The organism is Enterobacter sp. 6722112 (assembly GCF_058661685.1).
In genome coordinates, this window is sequence record NZ_JBZWGR010000007.1 from 417,361 (window position 1) to 437,138 (window position 19,778).

The following is a 19,778-nucleotide window of genomic DNA, read 5'->3' on the forward strand; positions in this document are numbered from 1 at the left end:
GGGTGAGAGGTGGTTTTGTGATCTGTGCGGCTTTTCGGCGGGTGGCGCTGCGCTTACCCGCCCTACGAACCGTTATGCGTTCAGGAAACCGGTACTTTCTGCGCCCGGTATGCGCTGGGTGAGCACCCCGTCAGTCGGTTAAAAAAACGGGCGAAATAGGCCGGATCTTTAAACCCCAGCTGCCAGGCAATTTCGCTTACTGTGCTGTCGGAAAACAGCAGCAAACGCCTGGCTTCCCGCAGCTGGCGGTCGAAGATCAGCCGTTTCGGCGAGCGGTTGGCGAAGCGGCGACAGATATCGGTCAGGCGAGATTCGGTGAGATGCAATTCGCTGGCATACTCCGGAACCGTCCAGTGCTCGTGGTAATGAGCATCTGTCAGCTGGTTAAAGCGCTGAAAAAGCTTCAGCTCACCGCGCATGCCGCCTGACGCGTGGTCGTCGAGCTTCGCGTTGCGCAGCAGCAGGGTAAAAACGGCCTGGGCCAGCAGGACCAGCGTATGCTCGCGACCGGGCAGTTGTTCCGTGGATTCCCGGGCAATCAGCTGCCAGTAGTGCTTCAGCGCCGCCAGCTCGTCAGGCCTGTCGGCAAGCGACAGGCAGATCCCCGGCAGGCCGAACGCTTCCCGCGTACCGGGGTAGAGCACTTCTAACAGCGGCCAGATGAGATCCTCGCGCACCGTCAGCACGTGGCCGTCGCTGTCGGATTCGGTAATAAATGCGTGCGGCACCGACGGTGGTGTTAGCACGAACAGCGGCGCCTGCACCGAGTAACGGTGGTCGTCGAGCTGGAGCTCAATCTGCCCGGTGTCGAGAAAATGCATCTGAAAATACTGGTCGTGGCGGTGCGCCTGCATGTCGCGGCCAAAAAAGGCCGCCATGCGGGCAAACGACTGGTAGTGCACATCGTCGGTGCCCAGACTTTCGTCGTAATCCTTGCTGATATCAATGTTGGCGATGGGGCTCTGGCACATGATCATTCCTCTGTTGATCCCGCTGCGTCATCGGAATGCGCGTCAGTACCAGCGCGCCCACCACCAGCAGACCCGCCACGAACCACAGTCCCGAGCTGAAGCTGCCGGTCGCGTCGCGCAAAATACCTATCAGCAATGGGCTGACGGCAGACCCGACGTTGCCGATGGCGTTGATCACCGCCAGCGCCACCGCGCGGGATTGCAGGCTAATAACCTGATCCGGCGTGGTCCAGAATATCGCCATGGCGGTAAACGATCCGGTTGAGGCCATGATGATGCCAAGCAGCTGGATCAGGCTGTGATCGGTCGCCGAGGCCAGCATCCATCCCGCCGCTGCAAACAGATACGGCAGGATGGTGTGCTTTTTTCGCTCTTTCAGCCTGTCGGAGCGGCGGCTCCACCAGATCATCCCGAGGATGGTGCAAAACTGCGGGATCGCCGCCAGCAGGCCAATCACGATATTGCTGCTGCCGGTGTTGAAGCTTTGCAGGATCTGCGGCGTCCAGATGTTGATCGCGCTCAGCGTATTCGTCAGGCAGAAGTAGGCCAGCGTGTAGAGCAGCACGGCGGGCGTCAGCACCTCGCGCAGCGTCGAGCGCGGCGTGGCGGTATGCGCAATGGCCAGCTCCTGTTCGCGGGCGATCATCGTTTTGAGTGCCTGCTTTTCGTCATCATCCAGCCAGGTGGCCTGATCCGGGGTGTCGTTAAGGTAGAACCAGGTCACCACGCCGAGCACCACCGACGGCAGCCCCTCCAGCAGGAACAGCCACTGCCAGCCCTTCAGGTTCCACAGCCCGTCCATCGCCAGAATGTACCCGGAGAGGATCGAGCCGAGCATCATGGTCACCGGCATGGCGATCATAAACAGCGCGTTGGCGCGGGCGCGGTGATACGCCGGGAACCACCAGGTGAGATAGACCAGAATGCCCGGCAGGAAACCGGCTTCGGCAATGCCCACCAGCATGCGCAGGACATAAAGCGTTTCGGGGCTGGTGGCGAACATGGTGCAGGTAGAGGCGATGCCCCACACCACCATGATCCCGGCGATCCAGCGGCGGGCGCCGACCTTCGCCAGCATGATGTTGCTGGGGATACCGCACAGCACGTAGGTCACGTAAAACAGCGTCGCGGCCAGGCCAAACATGGTTGACGTGAGGCCCAGATCTTTGCCCATCGTCAGCCCGGCAAAGCCGATGTTGATGCGATCGAGAAACGAGAAAACAAACAGGATAAAAAGAAACACGATCAAACGACGGAACAGCTTATTAATAACGCGATGTTCAACAGCTTTATTATGCAGGGTTGAGGTCGTCATGTTGCGCTCCACATCGTACGTTTAGTAGACGGATTTATTGTTATCAACTGCTGTGGTGACGTCGGTAAAGCGGGCCGCCAGCGCTTCGGCGCTGCGGGCGAGCAGGGTGGTATCCACGCCGACCGCGACAAACAACGCGCCGAGGCTGAGATAGCGTTTTGCCAGCTGTTCATTCGCCATCAGGATGCCGGGCGCTTTGCCCGCGCAGAGGATCTGCGCGATCGCCTGTTCAATGGCGGCCTGCACCTCCGGGTGCTGCGGATTACCGGCGAAGCCCATGTCGGCGCTCAGATCCGCCGGGCCGATAAACACGCCGTCCACCCCTTCCACGTCCAGGATCTGCGGCAGGTTTTTCAGCGCCTCGCGAGTTTCGATTTGCACCAGCACGCACATGGCGTCGTTAGCCTGATGCAGATACTCCGGGATGCGGTTCCAGCGCGACGCCCGCGCCAGCGCGCTGCCGACGCCGCGAATGCCGGCAGGCGGATAGCGGGTAGCGCTGACCGCCAGACGGGCTTCGTCGGCGTTTTGCACCATCGGCACCAGCAGGGTTTGCGCGCCTATGTCCAGCAGCTGCTTGATCTGCACCGGATCGTTCCACGACGGGCGCACCACCGGCTGGCTGGGATAAGGGGCGATGGCCTGGAGCTGAGTCAGGACGGTCTGCACGCTGTTCGGCGCGTGCTCACCGTCGATCAGCAGCCAGTCAAAACCGGCCCCGGCCAGTAGCTCAGCGCTGTAGCTGCTGGTCAGCCCCAGCCACAGGCCGATTTGCGGCTTTCCGGCTTTCAGCGCGGTCTTAAATGCGTTTTCCATGGTGCACTCCTACACAAAGCGGCAACTGATGGAGCCCATGTTGCCGTAGTCGACGTGGAAGGTATCGCCTCTGCTGGCGGCAACCGGGCGGGTAAACGAGCCGCCGAGGATGATCTGGCCTGGCTCAAGCTGCACGTCGTATGGCGCCAGTTTGTTCGCCAGCCACGCCACGCCGTTCGCCGGGTGGTTAAGCACGCCTGCGGCGACCCCGGTCTCTTCGATCACGCCGTTGCGGTAGAGCAGGGCGGAGATCCAGCGCAGATCCAGCTCGTCGGGTTTAATCGGGCGGCCGCCGAGGATCACGCCCGCGTTGGCGGCGTTATCGGAGATGGTGTCGAACACCTTGCGCGGGCGCTGGGTTTCCGGGTCAACGTTATGGCAGCGGGCGTCGATCAGCTCCAGGGCGGGGATGACGTAATCCGTGGCGTTGTAGACGTCGAAGATCGTGCAGTTCGGGCCGCGCAGCGGTTTTGCCAGCACGAAGGCCAGCTCCACTTCGATGCGCGGGACGATAAAGCGATCCACGGGGATGTCGCTGCCGTCGTGGAAGAACATATCGTCCAGCAGCGCGCCGTAGTCCGGCTCGCTGATCTGCGAGCTGGCCTGCATCGCTTTGGAAGTGAGGCCGATCTTGTGGCCTTTCAGCACGCGGCCTTCGGCGATTTTCAGGCTCACCCATTCGCGCTGGACGGCGTAGGCGTCTTCAATGGTGATCTCCGGGTACTCCAGCGAGATCGCGCGGATCTGCTCCCGGGATTGTTCCGCCTGATGCAGGCGGTGGGCGATCAGGGTATGGGTGTGTTTGTCGAGCATGGCGTATCCTTTGTGCGGCTGTTGCCGGGTGGCGCTTCGCTTACCCGGCCTACGGTTCGGTGCTGCTGTTGCCGGGTGGCGCTGCGCTTACCCGGCCTACGGTTTGGGGCCGTTGTAGGCCCGGTAAGCGCAGCGCCACCGGGCGAGCAAACGGCTACTTAAACAACGCGTGCACGTTGTTCTGCTTGTAATTAAGCGTCGGGTGCAGCTCGTCGAGCTCGAACGACAGCGCCAGATAGCGGGCGGCCATCAGCTCTGCAAAATGCGTTTTGATCAGCGCAAACAGCATCTCCCCCACGGCTTCCCGGCTTTCCAGGCTGCGCCCCGCGCCGATCTTTAGCGTCATATGCACAAAGGCGTAACCGTGCTTACCGTCTGCCATCTGCCAGGTGTCCAGCCAGTGGGCGCGGCTGCGGATACCGCCGATGGGGAAGATGCCCGTAGCGGCGAGCGCCTCGTTCACTTTGGCGAACAGCCCTGGCAGGTCGGCCTGCTCGCGGATGTTGTCGGTACATTCAGCAATAAAGTGCGGCATGGCGGCTCCTTACGCGGGCAGCGGGAAAACGGCGTTGACCTGGCCGGTGCCGGAGCTGGCGAACAGCTCGGTGAGAAACTCCACCTTACCGTCGTATTTGTCCCAGCCGAGCATCCCCAGCAGCATCACCGTGTCGTGCATATTGCCCTCGCCGTAGCAGTAGTCGGCGTACTCCGGCAGCATGCTGCAAAACTCCTTGAACTGCCCCTCGCGCCACAGCTTCACCACGCGCTCGTCCATCTGACGGTCAAACTCGCGGGTGTAGCTGTTCATCCCTTCCTCCGCGCGCTGGTCGTCGATAAAGCGGTGCGAGAGCGAGCCGCTGGCAAGCACCGCCACGGTGCCGTCGTATTTTTCGATGGCACTGATGATGGCCTCGCCCAGCCTGCGGCTGTCGGCGAAGTCGTGAACCGTGCAGAACGCCGAGATGGAGACCACTTTGAAGTGCTTATCCGCGTTCATGTAGCGCATCGGCACCAGCGTGCCGTACTCCAGCTTCAGGCTCGGGATGTTGTGCGCCTTGGCGCGAACGCCAAGCTTCACCGCTTCGTCGGCAATCAGCTGGCCGAGTTCCGGGTTGCCGTCGTAGTCGTAGGTCATGTCGCGAATAAAATGCGGCAGCTCGTTGCTGGTGTAGACGCCCGAAAAATGGTCCGCGCAGTTGATGTGATACGCGCTGTTCACCAGCCAGTGGGTGTCGAAGACGATAATGGTGTCCACGCCCAGCTCGCGGCAGCGCTTGCTGATCTCTTTATGCCCGTCGATGGCCGACTGGCGGCAGCCGTGGTTTTTGCCCGGCAGTTCAGAGAGATACATTGACGGAACGTGTGTGATTTTTGCTGCTAAGGCTAATTTTCCCATGATCAGATCCCCCACTTTGGAATCGGATGGTCGCCCATGGAGATACAGACGTTCTTCATCTCCGCGAAGACCTCGAAGCTGTACTCGCCGCCCTCACGCCCGGTGCCGGAGGCCTTCACGCCGCCAAACGGCTGGCGCAGGTCGCGCACGTTCTGGGTGTTGACGAACACCATGCCCGCTTCGATGCTGCGCGCCAGACGCAGCACTTTGCTGACGTCCTGGGTCCAGATGTAAGATGCCAGGCCGTATTCCACGTCGTTCGCCAGGCGCAGGCCTTCCGCTTCATCCTTAAACGGCAGCAGGCAGGCCACTGGCCCGAAGATCTCCTCCTGCGCCACGCGCATGCGGTTATCGACATCCGCCAGCACGGTCGGGCGCAGGAAGTTGCCGCCCTTCAGGTGCGCAGGTAGATCGGTCGGTTTGTCCGGGCCGCCCGCCAGCAGGGTTGCGCCTTCCTCAATGCCGAGGCGGATGTAGCCGGAGACTTTTTCCCAGTGCTGCTGGCTGATGAGCGCGCCAATCTGGGTGTTCGGATCGGTCGGGTCGCCCACGCGCAGGCGGTTGGCGCGCTCGGCAAAGCGTTTGACGAACTCCGGGTAGATGCTCTGCTGGATGAAGATGCGCGAGCCGGCGGTGCAGCGTTCGCCGTTGATGGAGAAGATGGTAAACAGGGCGGCGTCCAGCGCGCGCTCAATGTCCGCGTCTTCAAAAATCAGCACCGGCGATTTGCCGCCCAGCTCCATGGAATACTTCTTCAGCCCGGCGTTTTTCATGATGTTGCGCCCGGTGGCGGTACCGCCGGTGAAGGAGACGGCGCGCACGCCATGATGACGCACCAGCGCGTCGCCCGCCGTGGCGCCATAGCCCTGCACCACGTTGAGCACGCCCGCCGGAATGCCCGCTTCGAGGGCCAGCTCGCCCAGACGGTCGGCGGTCAGCGGGGAGAGTTCAGACATCTTCAGCACCGCGGTATTCCCTAAGGCCAGGCACGGCGCGACCTTCCAGGTGGCGGTCATAAACGGCACGTTCCACGGCGACACCAGCGCGCAGACACCCACCGGCTGCACCAGGGTGTAGTTGAGCATCTTGTCGTCGACCGGGTAGGTTTTGCCGTTCATCTGCTGGCACACCTCGGCGAAGAACTCGAAGTTGTGCGAGGCGCGCGGAATGAGCACGTTTTTGGTCTGGTGGATCGGCAGGCCGGTGTCGGCGGTTTCCATCGCGGCAATGTCCGGCACGTTCTGGTCAATCAGATCCCCCAGGCGACGCATCAGGCGCGCGCGCTCCTTCATCGGCAGGTTGGCCCATTTCGGAAACGCCTCTTTGGCGGCGGCAACGGCCTGATGGATTTCGGCTTCGCCGCCTGAGGCCACTTCTGCCAGCACCTCGCCGGAGGCCGGGTTAGTGGTGTGGAAGTACTCACTTCCGGCGACGTTTTTACCGTTGATCCAGTGGTTAATCTTTTTCATTTTGCAGTCTCCTCACTGACAATTCGGTTTACCAGACGGCCTACGCCTTCCACTTCCACCACCACCTCATCGCCCGGCACCACGTCGGACAGCCCCTTCGGCGTGCCGGTGGCAATCATGTCGCCCGGTTGCAGGGTCATGAAATCACTCAGATACGCAATCAAGTAGGGGATGCTAAAGATCAGGTCTGCCGTGGTGCCTTCCTGACGCAGTTCACCGTTGACGTAGGTGCGAAGACGAAGGTTGTGCGGGTCAGGAATGGCTTCTTTTGGCACTACGTTCGGGCTGATGGGGGTCAGCCCGTCGCGGCTTTTCACCCGCAGGTTCGGGCGATAGTAGTTTTCGAGATAATCGCGGATGGCGTAATCGTTGCACACCGTATAGCCCGCCACGTAGTCCATCGCCTCGGCTTCGCTGACCTTGCGCGCGGTTTTGCCGATGACCACCACCAGCTCCGCTTCGTAATGCATGTACTCGATATTGTTCGGGCGCACCGACGTCTGGTTGTCGCCGTTGAAGGTATTCGGCGCTTTGATAAACACCAGCGGCTCGGTGGGTGGCTTGAAGTCCAGCTCGCTGGCGTGGTCGGCATAGTTCAGACCGAGGGCAAACAGCGTGGCGTGCGGCGGCGTGCGCGAAGCGATGGCAACGTCGCGTTCCTCCACCACCGGGTTTTCCAGCGGCGGAAATCCTTCTGCCAGAATACGTACCCGATCGCCCGGGCGAACTTCGACGCGGCTTTGCGGAGTGCCGAGCAATATCGCATCGCCGGGGTTCAGGGTGGCAAATTCGCTCAGGGCGCTCAGCAGTTCGGCGGCGTTGCGGTGCAGATCGACCGTGTTCCAGTGGTCCGCTTCGCGGCCGTTGATCTCGGTGATGATGGTCAGATTATCCACGTTATCAACGGCGACAGGTTCGCCGAGCGGGCAAAATCCATCCCGGCATTTGGCTTTGATCGCCGGACGGTAGAAGCTCTCTTCCGGCAGGCTGATTTCGTTAGCCAGCGCGTAGCCGGCGATGTACGCCGCCGCCTCTTCAACGCGTACTTTGCTGGCGGTTTTGCCCACCACCAGCGCCACCGTCGCGCCGCTTAACACGGTTTCTCCCTGCGGGAAGGGAATCGGTTCGCCTGCGCGGATAACAGTGTTATGTGGCTTGATAAACCACACCGCCGTTTTTGGCGGCGCGTTATAGGGGGCTTTTTCAAACGCCTCAGCCCAGGCCACTCGCTGGCTTTGGTGGTTTAGCGCTACGGCAAAAACAGTACCTTTCATTCCCATACTCCTCAAACCGGCTGTCCGGTTTTGATTTCATTAATATGTTAATGATCTGGTTTTATGCTTTTGCTGTTCGTTTCGCAATCAGAAGTGAATAATTTGTGATGCAAATAACAATAAATTTACATAAAAGGGTGAATTGATATTTAAATTAATAAGTTAAAAAAAATAGCTTTGTTTCTGTTAGACTTTTTGGGTTAAAACGTGTTGTCTATAAAAGCATCTGTTTTTAATTGTTTATTTGTTAATGATGTAAGGGGTAGATGATGCATGACTCATTAACCATCGCGCTGTTGCAGGCGCGTGAAGCGGCGATGGGCTACTTCCGCCCGATAGTGAAGCGGCATAATCTGACCGAGCAGCAGTGGCGTATCGTCCGCGTGCTGGCCGAGCATCCCTCCATGGATTTTCACGATCTGGCGTTCCGCACCTGTATTTTGCGCCCAAGCCTGACCGGCATTCTGACGCGGATGGAGCGCGACGGTCTGGTGCTGCGCTTAAAACCGGTGACTGACCAGCGCAAGCTGTACGTGTCGCTGACGAAAGAAGGCAACGCGCTGTACCAGCGTGCTCAGGCTCAGGTGGAAGAGGCGTACCAGCAGATAGAGGCGGAATATACGCCTGAGAAGATGAAGCAGCTCACGGCGCTGCTGGAAGAGTTTATTGAACTTGGAAACCGACATATCGCCGCGAGGGACGAAGCGTAAAAACCCTAAATTCCAGGATGATTTTCGTAAAGTTTTCTCATGCCAGGCCGAATATTCTGTATCTGCCTGAGGAAAGAGAAAACATGTTAAACCGAATCAAGATTGTCACCAGCTTACTGCTGGTTTTAGCGATATTTGGCCTTTTACAACTCACGTCTGGTGGTCTTTTCTTCAATGCCCTGAAGCATGACAAAGAGAATTTCACCATCCTGCAAACCATTCGCCAGCAACAATCCACCCTGAACGGTAGCTGGGTGGCGCTGCTGCAAACCCGTAACACCCTGAACCGCGCGGGTATCCGCTATATGATGGATCAGAACAATATCGGCAGCGGCTCAACCGTCGCCGAGCTGATGCAGATTGCCTCTGCGTCTCTGAAACAGGCGGAAAAAAACTGGGCGGATTACGAAGCGCTGCCGCGCGACCCGCGTCAGAGCGACGCTGCGGCACTGGAAATCAAACGTAATTACGATATTTACCATGGCGCGCTGGCTGAGCTGATCCAGCTGCTGGGGGCGGGCAAAATCAATGAGTTCTTCGACCAGCCGACCCAGAGCTATCAGGATGGCTTTGAGAAGCAGTACGTCAACTACCTGCAACAGAACGACGCGCTGTATCAGACCGCGGTTGAAGACAGCAACAGCTCTTACCGCCAGGCTATCTGGGTGCTGATTAGCGTGCTGGCTGCGGTGCTGGTGGTGATTGTTGCCGTCTGGCTGGGTATTCGTCAGGCGCTAATTTCGCCGCTGAACCGTCTGATTGACAGCATTCGTCATATCGCCAGCGGCGACCTGGTGAAGCGCATCGACGTGGAAGGCTCCAACGAGATGGGTGTACTGGCTGACTCCCTGCGCCATATGCAGGGCGAGCTGGTGCGTACCGTGGGTGACGTGCGTAACGGCGCCAACGCCATTTACAGCGGTGCGAGCGAAATCTCGATGGGCAATAACGATCTCTCATCCCGTACCGAACAGCAGGCTGCCTCTCTGGAAGAGACCGCCGCCAGCATGGAACAGCTGACTGCCACCGTGAAGCAGAACGCCGAGAACGCCCGTCAGGCGAGCAACCTGGCGCTGAGCGCGTCTGAAACCGCGCAGAAAGGCGGCAAGGTGGTGGATAACGTGGTGCAGACCATGCGTGACATCGCCGGCAGTTCGCAGAAAATCGCCGATATCATCAGCGTGATCGACGGGATTGCCTTCCAGACCAATATTCTGGCGCTGAACGCGGCGGTAGAAGCGGCGCGTGCGGGCGAGCAGGGGCGTGGTTTTGCGGTGGTTGCAGGTGAAGTCCGAAACCTGGCGCAGCGCAGCGCCCAGGCGGCTCGCGAGATCAAGAGCCTGATTGAAGACTCCGTGGGGCGCGTGGAAATTGGTTCAACGCTTGTTGAAAGCGCGGGTGAAACCATGGGTGAGATCGTGAATGCGGTAACGCGCGTGACGGATATCATGGGCGAAATCGCGTCTGCGTCTGACGAGCAGAGCCGCGGTATTGACCAGGTTGGGCTGGCGGTGGCTGAGATGGATCGCGTGACCCAGCAGAACGCCTCGCTGGTGGAAGAGTCTGCGGCGGCGGCCGCGGCACTGGAAGAGCAGGCGAGCCGTCTGACGCAGGCCGTTGCGGTGTTCCGTATTCAGCAGGAACAGATGAAGGCGCGCGAGTTCGCCTCGGCGAAAAGCGTTGCCGCACCGGTAGTGGCGCGTAAACCGGCGACCGCAGACGCGGGCGATAACTGGGAAACGTTCTGACGCTGTGCGTTTCGCCGGGTGGCGGCTGCGCCTGACCCGGCCTACGGATTGTGGGTTTTGCCGGGTGGCGGCTGCGCCTTACCCGGCCTACGGATTGTGCAATTTGCCGGGTGGCGGCTACGCCTTACCCGGACGGCGGAATTGGGTTTTGTAGGCCCGGTAAGCGCAGCGCCACCGGGCGATTTTACAGAGGCAGGCGCATGGCGCAGCGGGAACCATACGCTAAACCGTGCGCCGTCTCTTCCTCGCGTTTCTGGCGCAGTTCTGGCGTCAGCGTCGTCATCATTTCAAACCCTAATCGCCTGTAGAAGGGCGCATTCCACGGGACATCACGAAACGTCGTTAACGTCAGCGAGTTCAGCCCCAGACTGCGGGCATGCGCGGCGGCACGGGCGATTAACTGGCGTCCAAGACCTCGTCCCTGCCAGTCCAGGTGAACCGACAGTTCCACAATAAACAGCGACGATGGATGAGCTTCGGCGAGAATAAAACCCACGGGCCTGTCGTCAGCCAGCGCCAGCCAGCTTAATCCGCGTCCGGCGTAACCGAGGTGATCTTCAACAGAAATAACCTCATTGTCTGCCAGCCAGGCCAGCTCAGGAACGTCGCGAAACCGCTGCCCCGCCGCGCGTTCAATGGCGGGCAGGGCAGCGACGTTGTCGAGGCGCGTCGGGCGAAGAGTGAACGCCGTCATCAGCCAGCGCTGCTCACAATTTTAATCTCCACCATGCCGATCCCCAGCTTGCGCGGAGAGTGACCGAGAATATTCCCTTCGTTAGTGGACTGCGGATCGGGTGGCACAATGACCAGCGTATTGCTGCGCGTTGGGTTATCGAAATGCAGCGTGCTGGTGGTGACGTCATTGCTCAGCGTCAGCGTCTGTTCTTCATCACCGACGCGCACCGGTATAGGACGGTTTGCGTTGGGACCAAATGCCCTGGCGGTGATCACCAGATCGAATTTCTCCGGCAGAGGATGGGTATACTCAATTTTCACCTCATCGCCCAACTGCGCGTTAGACCAGCGCCCCCAGGATTCCGGCCGTGAAATACCGCTGAACTGCTTCACCTCTTCCGGCGCGCCGGCAACATTAAAGATGAAGCTGTCTGCTTTATAACGAATGTCGTTGTCGACGATTTTCAGCAGGTCTACGTTGCGCTGATAGCGTGCGGTATCAATAACCGTATCTTTAAACGCGGTTTTTCCCTGCCACTGCGGTTTGTCAACGTGTTGCACGGTCTGCTCGCCGCCGAGTTGCCCCTGAGAGACGCACCAGTCGGTGGACAGCGACAGCTGTTGCGACCAGAGCTGGCCCATTTTGTAGCATTTGTCGACCCAGACGAAATTATCGCGCGGGGCAAATTCCGCCAGCTGGAAGCGCAGTGGCGCGGAGTATTCGCTTTCCGGCAGCGGCTCGACGCGGTTATCCGACACGCGCAGCAGCAGCGGCAGGCGGAAATGGCTGCCGGAGAACGCGATCATTTTTTTATCCTGATCGATGGTGAAGTCTTTTATCTCTTTCGGGAAGTTCCACAGACGAATGATATCCGGCTTCCAGGCGAGGATTTTTTCCTTCATGTTGAGGAAGATTTCCGACAGGGACTGGCCCGACAGCGTACTGCGGCCCAGGCCAATGAAGTTATCGCCACCCAGAATATCCAGCACGGTAGCGCCGTTATCCATCGAGTTACGTTTAGCGGCAATGATCTCCTGCTGCGGTTTATCGCCGCGCAGCACAAAGAACAGGTTGCTGCGATCCAGCTTATTCAGCTCATCCCAGGCGCTGTTTTTCATCGCCAGATGGTCAGATGAGACGACGATGACCGTATTTTTGAAATACGGCGACGCTTTGATTTTCTCGATTAACGCCGCGATATGCTCCTGGCTACAGGTCACGGCGCTGAATGACTTGTTGTTTTTACCGTCAATGTCATAGCCCTGACGTTTACAGGTGCGTGAGACAAAACCATCCGGATGATGCGTGTCAACGGTCAACGCAAACAGCGAGAAGCGTTTACCGGCGCGGGAAAGCTCCTCGAATTTCTTCCAGGTTTCATCAAGAACGGTATCGTCGTAAAAGCCCCAGTCGTTGCGGTAGGCCGGATCGGCCACCGTGGTTTTCAGCTCTTCGGAACCATACAAGTGATCGAAACCGTGAGATTTCAGGAACACATCTTTCCCGGCAAAGCGCAGGTTAGCGCCCTGCATAAAGTAGTTTTCATAGCCCGAGTTTTTCAGGATATCGCCGAGGCAAATGTTCTGCGGGAAGAAGCTCGACATTGAGGCGGAGGCGTTGCCTTCAAACGGAGCGAACAGCGGAATGCCGCACTGGGAGGCCACCATCCCGGCGATGGTGTAATCCGTACCGGGCAGCTGCATGGTGTGGCTGAAGTCGAGGCCCTGGTCTTTCAGCGCGCCAAGCTCTGGCGTCAGGTTCGGGAAAGCATCGTTATCAAAATAGGTGCGTTCCAGACTTTCGCCGTATATATAGACCAGGTTGAGTCTGGGATTGTCGATCTTCTTCGAGGGTTCTTTGTAATAGGCCGCAAAGTCCGGATCGCCATCGCGCGACTGGGATTTTACCAGCTCGGTAATTTGATGGAATGCCGGGCTGGCATCCACGGAGGCCAGCGCCAGGCACAGCGCCAGCAGGCTGTAGCCATGATGATGCGGACGGTGACGGCGACGGCGCAGAACCCAGGCCAGCGCGGCGAAGATGCCCACCAGGGCGACCACCAGCCCCAGACCCGGAAGGATGTACTTACCCACACCAGCGCCGGTCAGGCTGTTGGTCAACGTGTAGAGCACCGCGTCGTTAATACCGTCGCCGGTAAAGTAATCGCTGGCATATAACGTAATGTTTAAAACAATAAAAATGCCGAGCACCGCCAGGGTGGCCACAAACCACCAGGTGTGACGACCGGCTTTCCAGGCATAAACGCCGATGGAAGCCAGGAAAAGGACAAGGGACATTAACTCTGACAACAGCAGATCCTCATCATGCCGGACGCTTAGCCGGCTAATTGCTTATTTTTTGGGTAATACAATGTAATTGCGATGTCGCTTAGCTGCAATTTTAGTGTCACGAAAGTGTGCTGTTGTTAGGATTTGGTTTATAAAATCGGATTTTTGAATACAGTCGCATCGTGGCACACGGAGGCTGAGGTGGTGGCAGGGGGTAAAAAAACGCACTTCACGCCGCGGTGTAAGACTAACATAATAAACCCGGCGTGTTGTGGCAGAAAATGGGAGGCGATCAGGAGAGGAAATTAACGCCTTGTTTCAGCACCAGATCGCAGGCTTTCGTTTTCACCTGTTTCGCCAGAGATGAATTTCCAAGGGTGCTGAGGTTCAGCTGCTGGCCATTTTGCGCGTTCAGCAGACCCTGAATACCGTCCATATAGTTGGTGTCCGCTTTCTGCTCCTGGGTGTCCAGACCCAGTTTACCCAGCACCTGGTTTTTGATGTTTTCGGTATCGGTAACGGAAGCCAGTTTCTGCTTCGCGCAGTATTCCAGAATGCCCGCCGCGTTGTTCATCGTTCCGGCGCTCAGGCTTTGGGAGCTGTTACTCAGCAGGCCGGTGAGGGACGAGGCTGACAGCCCGCCCTGGGAAGTGCCGCTCTCTTTGGTTAACTCACTTGCTGCGCTGGAGAGCGACTCCTGCCATGATGCGGCCTGCGCTGCGCCAGTCACCAGCAGGGCGCCAGTAAGGATGCTGATAAGAAACTGTTTTTTCATAATGATTTACTCAACAAGGTCCGTTTTGGGCCAAAAGTGGGTTCAGTATATACCTCTGCTCTTCCGGTGCTCCCTGGAAATATCTTAATACTCTTTGCCGGTGACGCGGCTGCGATAGCTGTCCCAGTCGAAGATGACGTACAGGCTGTTACCCAGCTTCATGCGATCCATCACCCGCTCGCCAAGAAGTCGGGTCATCTCGTCGATATTGTGGTTCGTCAGCATACCGGTTGGGCGTTTTGACGACGAACGGCGATCGACAATCTGATTGATGATCACTTTTTCGTAGCGGGACTCCGTCTGGACGCCGATCTCGTCGATGACCAGCAAATCCACGTTACTCAAATCATTCAGCAGCTGTTCTTCGCTGGTTTCGCGGTTACTGAAGGTGTCCTTCATGGCGGACATAATATCGGCCACGGTGATAATCAGCACTGACTTCCCGCGCAGCAGCAGCTCGTTGCAGATTGCGGCCGCAAGGTGATTTTTCCCCGTGCCGGGTTTTCCGCTAAAGATGAAGCTGGCAATGTTGCCGTCAAATTCATCCACGTACTGGCGCGCCTGGTTGAGGGCGTTCATCTGCCCCTGTGACTCGACCTTATAATTCTCGAAGGAGCAGTTCTGGTGCAGAGGGCGAATGCCCGAGCGGTTAAAGGTGCGCTGCATTTTCATCGCGCGGTTTTCGCGGGCGAGGGCAGCCGCGCGAATTTTACCTTGCTCTTTTTGCCATGCCAGCAGCTCTTCACCGGTGGTGAAGGCGGGCTTCACGTTGGCGGGCATCATCTTCTGCAAACGTTTCATCAGGTCGCCGACGTTTTTCATTTCGCACCTCGGAATCCATCAGGGATTTTTTTGTCCGGTTCTGAAAAGGCATTGATATCACGTTTTGGCTGGCCATTGTTGCTGGCGCGGTTGATTTGCAGACTGCGCGCGAACTTTTGCTGCCACTGAACATGGTGGAAGACTTTTCCTTCAGCCTGCCAGTAAGCGGTAAAGGCCGCCAGCTCTTCTGGCGTCGCGGGCTGCGCGAGGGCTATTCCCCATAAGGCCGCCTGCCGCTGAAAATCGGCGTCCGGCTGCCAACCGGCGTACATGGGAAATTTCCCCATTGGAACGGCCACCGGGGCGCTGGCGGGTTCGTCAAAAAACTGATTATCCAGCATGACATCGCTCGCCGGACACGACAGCTTCGCTTCAATTTCCAGAAGCTGCGCCAGACGTTCCGGCGTGACCGCATAAAACGCCGGGGCGTTGTCGGCAAATACCGCGAGCGTGCCGCCTTCGGCGTGCGTCAACACACCGCGAGGATCGCGCATAAAGGCATCAATGCCAGCAATGCTGGTGGTCAGGATTCTGGAGGACATAACACTTTCTCAACTGATTACTACGGACGTGATTGAGGGTTATGGTAGCACAGAGAGAGGAGAGGAAAGGAGAGGATTTCCCCGGCGGCGTTACGCTTACCGGGGCTAAAATCACAAGGGCTGTTTACGCGATGATGTTCAGCGTCACGTCGATATTGCCGCGCGTCGCGTTAGAGTACGGACAGACGATATGCGCTGCATCCACCAGTTTTTTAGCTTCCGCTGCGTCCATCCCTTCAACGTGGATGTTCAGCTTCGCTTCGATACCAAAACCGGTTGGCAGCGGGCCAATCCCCACTTCGCCTTCAATAAAGGCGTCTTTTGGCAGAGCGAATTTGTCGCGTGCCGCAACGAACTTCATTGCGCCCAGGAAGCAGGCGGAGTAGCCCGCAGCGAACAGCTGTTCAGGGTTGGTTACTTCACCCCCCATGCCGCCCATCTCTTTTGGCACACCCAGTTTGACATCCAGAACGCCATCGGAAGACGTTGCGCGGCCATCACGGCCTCCGGTTGCTTTGGCTTTGGCAGTGTAGACAACTTTTTCTAAAGACATGGCAGGTTCCTCATCTTACGTTTATATGCACTATTAAATAGCGCGCGATGTATTAAGTTAGAATCAGACGCGTAAAGTATAGCCTTACGCGCGATGAAGCTGTTGGCGCAAAAGTTCGAGCTGTTGCTTGAGCGCCAGCATGGTGTCGGTATCACACTGCGCTGCACAGCCCACGGCGTGGGGTATCGTCACGGCCTGCTGTTGCAGCGCCCGACCCGCGTCGCTCAGGGTGACGGCGACCTGACGCTCATCCTGACGGGAACGCTGGCGGAAGATTAATCCTGCGCTTTCCAGGCGTTTCAGCAGGGGAGTCAGCGTGGCGGAATCCAGGAACAGCCGCTCGCCAATGTCTGACACCGTGATATCATCCTGCTCCCACAGCACCAGCATCACAAGGTATTGCGGGTAGGTCAGGTTAAGCGGCGCCAGCAGTTGCCGGTACAGCTTGTTAAGCGCCAGATTTGCCGAATAGAGGGCAAAACAGAGCTGGTTATCCAGCAGAAGCGCGTTGGTAGTGTCGTTCGTTTTTGCGTCCATGAAATGAATATAGATAGCGCACGATACAATTGCAAGCGATTTTATTATACGCGTGGACGTTTGCGGTAAAGCCATAATCCGGGGATCGACAGGCCGATGGAGAGCGCGCCCACAATCGACGAGGCTTTAAGGAAATTGCTCAGAAGCAGGATCATCTGCGGTTCGCTGTAGCCAAAGTGGCTGATTTTGACGGCGGAGATCATCGCCGTATAGGCTGAAATGCCCGGGAACATAGGAATGACTGCCGCCACGGTGAACACTTTCGGGTGCGCCAGATACCAGCGGGACCACTGAATACCGATGCTGCCGACCAGCATGGAGGCGATAAACGTCGACCATTCGATATTAAAGCCCGAGGTCATCATGATCATACGTGAGCCGTGGCCAATGGCACCCAGCAGCGCACACCAGGGTAATGCACGCTGTGGGACGTTAAACACCATCGCAAAGCCAACGGCGGGAAGGGCTGCCAGGAGCATGTCCTGCGCCAGTGCGAGCAGAAAATCCATCACGCCCATCCGCGTAACCCCCAGAGTGTCATGGCCATTACCACCCCGATACAGGTCGCCAGCGTCAGCAGGCTGGCTATCGCCCAGCGCGCCAGACCGGTGTTGATGTGGCCTTTGAACATATCAGCGACGGCGTTGATTAAGGGAAAACCCGGCACCAGCAGCAATACGCTGGCGGCCATCGCAACAGTAGGCGTGCTGGCGAAGTAAGGCTGGCGCAAAAGCAGGCCGGATACGGTTGTCGCCACGAACGCCGTGATGCAGAAGTTAATTTGCGGATGCAGTTGCCTGTGCGTCAACAACTGGCGGACATACATCGCGATGCTGCTGGCAAAGAAGGTCACGACAGCGCCGTCCCAGCCGCCCGCGTTGAGCTTGCAGAAGCAGGCGCAGGAGAGTCCCACCATCAGCACAACCAGCCAGCGTGGATACCGGAGAGGTTTGATCTGGTTGAAGCGTTTCTCTATCTCCCTCAGATCGAGCAGCTTGTGTTCAGCAAGGATCACGATGTGCTGCACTTCCGTCACGACGTGCATGTTAATGCCGCGGTCATGATTTTTACGGGTGGAGGTCAGGCACTGTCCGTCTTTAATGGTGGTCAGCACAATGGCATTTGACGAGATGGAGCTCTCAACGCTGTCCATCCCCAGCGCCAGCCCAAGGCGTGTGGAAAGTTCTTCCACGAGGGCGCTTTCTGCCCCGTGTTGTAAGAGAAAAAGCCCGCACTGAATACATAGCCGCGTGGTAGCACGTTGCGTAGACCGATCTGCCTGCATGAAACGCCCTGAAGAGAAGAGAGATTGCTTACTTTTAACACAAAGGGCAGGGCCCTTTGCGCTGGGCCAGATCAACATTTGTGCAATCAGTCGCGTGAGCAGGGGGAGAAAACCGCACTTTCTATTTATTTAATGAATATAAAAATAGAGATTTATAAAGACAATATATTAAGTATTTCTAATTTCATATTTTCAATCTTTTCACGCAATCTTAATTAAAGTTTTGTGGTCTTTATGCGATATTAAGCCAGTATTGGGCGTTTCTTAACCCATGTGACATTTCTTCTGATTTGCGAGTATTAAGCCGTTTTGTACTGAGGGATGCAAGCGTGTTTAAACTCGTAGGGTTAGTTCGTTCTTAAATAATGAATTCATGACAGGGAGGGTCTATGTTGCCATTGAATGGTAAACACGGAGTGGTGATTAGTAGAGTGCCGGTTATGCAAAATGGGCTAGGTGGCGTCATGACGCGTCATTTTCCTGATTTTGAAATAACGTACTGCCGTTCGATGCAGGAGTTGACGCTACTACAATTGCGTCGCGCTGGGGTCGTTATTGCCGATATTTCAGGTGAGTATCGCAATCCTCGCGGCACGCTTGAGCAGTATTATGGATTAATGAATCAGTATCGGGACATTCACTGGATATTCCTTGTCTCGCGTCCCCTTTATCCACTTGCAGTAGAGCTTCTTATGCGTCCGGAAAGCACGCTGCTTTCGGATATGGAACCGATTGAAGGCGTTATTAACGCTATTCGCGCGGGCAGTGAACGTGCCGAGCGAATAAGCCAGACGTTATTAATACCGGAAACGTCCGATATTGAAGAAGAGAGTGAGCAAATGATTGCGCTCACCCACTCTGAACGCAAGGTGTTGCGTTTATTAGGTAAAGGTTGGGGAATCAACCAAATAGCCACGCTGCTGAATAAAAGTAATAAAACGATCAGTGCACAGAAAAACAGTGCAATGCGCCGCTTATCACTTCGCAGTAATGCCGATATGTACGCGTGGATAAGCAGTACCCAGGGAATGCGAGAACTCAGTTTAATGTCGGCTTATGGAGAGTTTGAGGAATGGAAAAGACCACTGCAACAAGACATATCGCCGTCATCGAAAGCTGCTCAATGAGCGCTGTAGGGCTGAAGCATCTCTTTGCGATGCCCGCCCTGAGCCATTACCATGTGCACCTGTTTAGCAGATTCGCCAGCTTTAAAGCGGCGCTCTCGGATATCTCATTCTATGCGGTTATCTATTCACTGTCTGATGAGCGTGAAGAGCGGAGAAACTGTCTGGCCTGTTTACGGGATCTCACCTTCACCCACAGCGACGTCCAGCGTATCGTGCTGGCCTCTGACGAAATGGAGGCAAGGCTGGTCAGCCATCTTTCGCCTTCTCGCTTGCATGGGATAATCAGTAAATCGGTTCCGCTAAAGCAGCTAATGGAGGGGCTGGAGACATTACTCAGCGAAACGCATCAGGTGAATGACAACATGTACAATCACTGGTGTGTTAGCCAGAATCGTATGTTAAGCCCAACCGAAAGGGCAATACTGCGTTATATGTCATCGGGATTTTCAATCCCTGAAATTGCGGCGCAGCTTGAACGCAATATTAAAACCATCCGGGCGCATAAGTTTAACGCAATGGTAAAGCTGGGCGTCAATTCTGACGTGGGATTACTGGATGCGGCGGATATCCTGGCGCATCTCCCTGCCCGGGAAGTGCGTCGTTCAGCTCTCACCGTTCCTTCATTCTCTCAGCGTTAAGTGGTGCGCCAGAGTTCTTCTGG

At 57.0% G+C, this 19,778-nt stretch carries 21 protein-coding genes; 4 read left to right on the forward strand and 17 right to left on the reverse strand.

Going from position 1 to position 19,778, the window contains the following annotated elements:
- Positions 1-80: 80 nt before the first annotated feature.
- From hpaA to hpaG, 8 genes are all read right to left on the reverse strand, one after another.
- A complete protein-coding gene (gene hpaA / locus AC4OVU_RS03570; RefSeq protein WP_017383853.1) occupies positions 81-971 on the reverse strand; it encodes a 4-hydroxyphenylacetate catabolism regulatory protein HpaA in 891 nt (296 codons plus the stop codon).
- Entirely contained in the window at positions 943-2,286 is a 1,344-nt protein-coding gene (gene hpaX, locus AC4OVU_RS03575) for a 4-hydroxyphenylacetate permease (protein ID WP_045348391.1), read from the reverse strand. Before hpaX ends, hpaA begins: the two co-directional genes overlap by 29 nt.
- A gap of 21 nt (positions 2,287-2,307) precedes the next feature.
- Positions 2,308-3,102: a 4-hydroxy-2-oxoheptanedioate aldolase gene (hpaI, locus tag AC4OVU_RS03580; protein WP_110292467.1), complete on the reverse strand. Its 795-nt coding sequence runs from the start codon at positions 3,100-3,102 to the stop codon at positions 2,308-2,310.
- A gap of 9 nt (positions 3,103-3,111) precedes the next feature.
- Complete coding sequence (gene hpaH, locus AC4OVU_RS03585) at positions 3,112-3,915, reverse strand: 2-oxo-hept-4-ene-1,7-dioate hydratase (RefSeq protein WP_015572593.1); 804 nt, start codon at positions 3,913-3,915, stop codon at positions 3,112-3,114.
- A gap of 154 nt (positions 3,916-4,069) precedes the next feature.
- Entirely contained in the window at positions 4,070-4,450 is a 381-nt protein-coding gene (locus AC4OVU_RS03590) for a 5-carboxymethyl-2-hydroxymuconate Delta-isomerase (RefSeq protein WP_110292466.1), read from the reverse strand.
- Between the two features lie 9 nt (positions 4,451-4,459).
- A complete protein-coding gene (hpaD, locus tag AC4OVU_RS03595) occupies positions 4,460-5,311 on the reverse strand; it encodes a 3,4-dihydroxyphenylacetate 2,3-dioxygenase (protein WP_032661486.1) in 852 nt (283 codons plus the stop codon).
- Between the two features lie 2 nt (positions 5,312-5,313).
- Positions 5,314-6,780 (reverse strand): 5-carboxymethyl-2-hydroxymuconate semialdehyde dehydrogenase, encoded by a 1,467-nt coding sequence (hpaE, locus tag AC4OVU_RS03600; protein WP_284965257.1) that lies wholly within the window; start codon positions 6,778-6,780, stop codon positions 5,314-5,316.
- Entirely contained in the window at positions 6,777-8,054 is a 1,278-nt protein-coding gene (hpaG, locus tag AC4OVU_RS03605; protein ID WP_039271785.1) for a 4-hydroxyphenylacetate degradation bifunctional isomerase/decarboxylase, read from the reverse strand. The genes hpaE and hpaG overlap by 4 nt, the downstream gene beginning before the upstream one ends.
- A gap of 269 nt (positions 8,055-8,323) precedes the next feature.
- Between hpaG and hpaR the strand changes: the two genes are divergently transcribed.
- Positions 8,324-8,764 (forward strand): homoprotocatechuate degradation operon regulator HpaR, encoded by a 441-nt coding sequence (gene hpaR, locus AC4OVU_RS03610; protein ID WP_017383846.1) that lies wholly within the window; start codon positions 8,324-8,326, stop codon positions 8,762-8,764.
- Between the two features lie 83 nt (positions 8,765-8,847).
- Complete coding sequence (tsr, locus tag AC4OVU_RS03615) at positions 8,848-10,512, forward strand: methyl-accepting chemotaxis protein (RefSeq protein ID WP_017383845.1); 1,665 nt, start codon at positions 8,848-8,850, stop codon at positions 10,510-10,512.
- Positions 10,513-10,696: 184 nt separating this feature from the next.
- Here the strand turns inward: tsr and AC4OVU_RS03620 are convergent, their stop codons facing one another.
- The 9 genes from AC4OVU_RS03620 to AC4OVU_RS03660 form a co-directional block, all read right to left on the reverse strand.
- The gene (locus AC4OVU_RS03620) at positions 10,697-11,206 is read right to left on the reverse strand and encodes a GNAT family N-acetyltransferase (protein ID WP_015572601.1); all 510 of its coding nucleotides are present in this window, start codon (positions 11,204-11,206) and stop codon (positions 10,697-10,699) included.
- Entirely contained in the window at positions 11,206-13,497 is a 2,292-nt protein-coding gene (opgB, locus tag AC4OVU_RS03625) for a phosphatidylglycerol--membrane-oligosaccharide glycerophosphotransferase (RefSeq protein ID WP_129541587.1), read from the reverse strand. The genes AC4OVU_RS03620 and opgB overlap by 1 nt, the downstream gene beginning before the upstream one ends.
- Positions 13,498-13,768: 271 nt before the next feature.
- Positions 13,769-14,251, reverse strand: a complete 483-nt coding sequence (locus tag AC4OVU_RS03630) for a YjjA family protein (protein ID WP_015572603.1) — start codon at positions 14,249-14,251, stop codon at positions 13,769-13,771.
- A gap of 84 nt (positions 14,252-14,335) precedes the next feature.
- Complete coding sequence (gene dnaC, locus AC4OVU_RS03635; protein WP_003856580.1) at positions 14,336-15,073, reverse strand: replicative helicase loader DnaC; 738 nt, start codon at positions 15,071-15,073, stop codon at positions 14,336-14,338.
- Positions 15,070-15,615: a primosomal protein DnaT gene (gene dnaT, locus AC4OVU_RS03640; protein WP_110292485.1), complete on the reverse strand. Its 546-nt coding sequence runs from the start codon at positions 15,613-15,615 to the stop codon at positions 15,070-15,072. The genes dnaC and dnaT overlap by 4 nt, the downstream gene beginning before the upstream one ends.
- A gap of 124 nt (positions 15,616-15,739) precedes the next feature.
- Positions 15,740-16,168: an organic hydroperoxide resistance protein gene (locus AC4OVU_RS03645; protein ID WP_003856578.1), complete on the reverse strand. Its 429-nt coding sequence runs from the start codon at positions 16,166-16,168 to the stop codon at positions 15,740-15,742.
- A gap of 84 nt (positions 16,169-16,252) precedes the next feature.
- Complete coding sequence (locus AC4OVU_RS03650; protein ID WP_015572604.1) at positions 16,253-16,705, reverse strand: MarR family winged helix-turn-helix transcriptional regulator; 453 nt, start codon at positions 16,703-16,705, stop codon at positions 16,253-16,255.
- Between the two features lie 44 nt (positions 16,706-16,749).
- Positions 16,750-17,223 (reverse strand): threonine/serine exporter, encoded by a 474-nt coding sequence (locus AC4OVU_RS03655; protein ID WP_015572605.1) that lies wholly within the window; start codon positions 17,221-17,223, stop codon positions 16,750-16,752.
- Positions 17,214-17,990, reverse strand: a complete 777-nt coding sequence (locus tag AC4OVU_RS03660; protein WP_017383842.1) for a threonine/serine exporter family protein — start codon at positions 17,988-17,990, stop codon at positions 17,214-17,216. The genes AC4OVU_RS03655 and AC4OVU_RS03660 overlap by 10 nt, the downstream gene beginning before the upstream one ends.
- A gap of 389 nt (positions 17,991-18,379) precedes the next feature.
- On the opposite strand from AC4OVU_RS03660, the gene AC4OVU_RS03665 reads away from it, so the two are divergent.
- Together AC4OVU_RS03665 and bglJ are read left to right on the forward strand one after the other, a co-directional pair.
- Positions 18,380-19,117 (forward strand): helix-turn-helix transcriptional regulator, encoded by a 738-nt coding sequence (locus AC4OVU_RS03665; protein ID WP_017383841.1) that lies wholly within the window; start codon positions 18,380-18,382, stop codon positions 19,115-19,117.
- Positions 19,114-19,755 carry a DNA-binding transcriptional activator BglJ gene (bglJ, locus tag AC4OVU_RS03670; protein ID WP_033486720.1) on the forward strand — a complete coding sequence of 214 codons (642 nt, stop codon included), beginning with the start codon at positions 19,114-19,116 and terminating at the stop codon, positions 19,753-19,755. The genes AC4OVU_RS03665 and bglJ overlap by 4 nt, the downstream gene beginning before the upstream one ends.
- The last annotated feature ends 23 nt before the right edge of the window (positions 19,756-19,778 follow it).

Coding starts and splice junctions, on each gene's coding strand:
- AC4OVU_RS03650 (WP_015572604.1), bottom strand. CDS start 16,705: ATGGACGCAAAAACGAACGACACTACCAACGCGCTTCTGCTGGATAAC.
- dnaT (WP_110292485.1), bottom strand. CDS start 15,615: ATGTCCTCCAGAATCCTGACCACCAGCATTGCTGGCATTGATGCCTTT.
- AC4OVU_RS03590 (WP_110292466.1), bottom strand. CDS start 4,450: ATGCCGCACTTTATTGCTGAATGTACCGACAACATCCGCGAGCAGGCC.
- hpaX (WP_045348391.1), bottom strand. CDS start 2,286: ATGACGACCTCAACCCTGCATAATAAAGCTGTTGAACATCGCGTTATT.
- hpaH (WP_015572593.1), bottom strand. CDS start 3,915: ATGCTCGACAAACACACCCATACCCTGATCGCCCACCGCCTGCATCAG.
- hpaI (WP_110292467.1), bottom strand. CDS start 3,102: ATGGAAAACGCATTTAAGACCGCGCTGAAAGCCGGAAAGCCGCAAATC.
- AC4OVU_RS03660 (WP_017383842.1), bottom strand. CDS start 17,990: ATGCAGGCAGATCGGTCTACGCAACGTGCTACCACGCGGCTATGTATT.
- AC4OVU_RS03655 (WP_015572605.1), bottom strand. CDS start 17,223: ATGGGCGTGATGGATTTTCTGCTCGCACTGGCGCAGGACATGCTCCTG.
- hpaR (WP_017383846.1), top strand. CDS start 8,324: ATGCATGACTCATTAACCATCGCGCTGTTGCAGGCGCGTGAAGCGGCG.
- hpaD (WP_032661486.1), bottom strand. CDS start 5,311: ATGGGAAAATTAGCCTTAGCAGCAAAAATCACACACGTTCCGTCAATG.
- hpaE (WP_284965257.1), bottom strand. CDS start 6,780: ATGAAAAAGATTAACCACTGGATCAACGGTAAAAACGTCGCCGGAAGT.
- AC4OVU_RS03630 (WP_015572603.1), bottom strand. CDS start 14,251: ATGAAAAAACAGTTTCTTATCAGCATCCTTACTGGCGCCCTGCTGGTG.
- tsr (WP_017383845.1), top strand. CDS start 8,848: ATGTTAAACCGAATCAAGATTGTCACCAGCTTACTGCTGGTTTTAGCG.
- hpaA (WP_017383853.1), bottom strand. CDS start 971: ATGTGCCAGAGCCCCATCGCCAACATTGATATCAGCAAGGATTACGAC.
- hpaG (WP_039271785.1), bottom strand. CDS start 8,054: ATGAAAGGTACTGTTTTTGCCGTAGCGCTAAACCACCAAAGCCAGCGA.
- AC4OVU_RS03665 (WP_017383841.1), top strand. CDS start 18,380: ATGTTGCCATTGAATGGTAAACACGGAGTGGTGATTAGTAGAGTGCCG.
- dnaC (WP_003856580.1), bottom strand. CDS start 15,073: ATGAAAAACGTCGGCGACCTGATGAAACGTTTGCAGAAGATGATGCCC.
- AC4OVU_RS03645 (WP_003856578.1), bottom strand. CDS start 16,168: ATGTCTTTAGAAAAAGTTGTCTACACTGCCAAAGCCAAAGCAACCGGA.
- AC4OVU_RS03620 (WP_015572601.1), bottom strand. CDS start 11,206: ATGACGGCGTTCACTCTTCGCCCGACGCGCCTCGACAACGTCGCTGCC.
- bglJ (WP_033486720.1), top strand. CDS start 19,114: ATGAGCGCTGTAGGGCTGAAGCATCTCTTTGCGATGCCCGCCCTGAGC.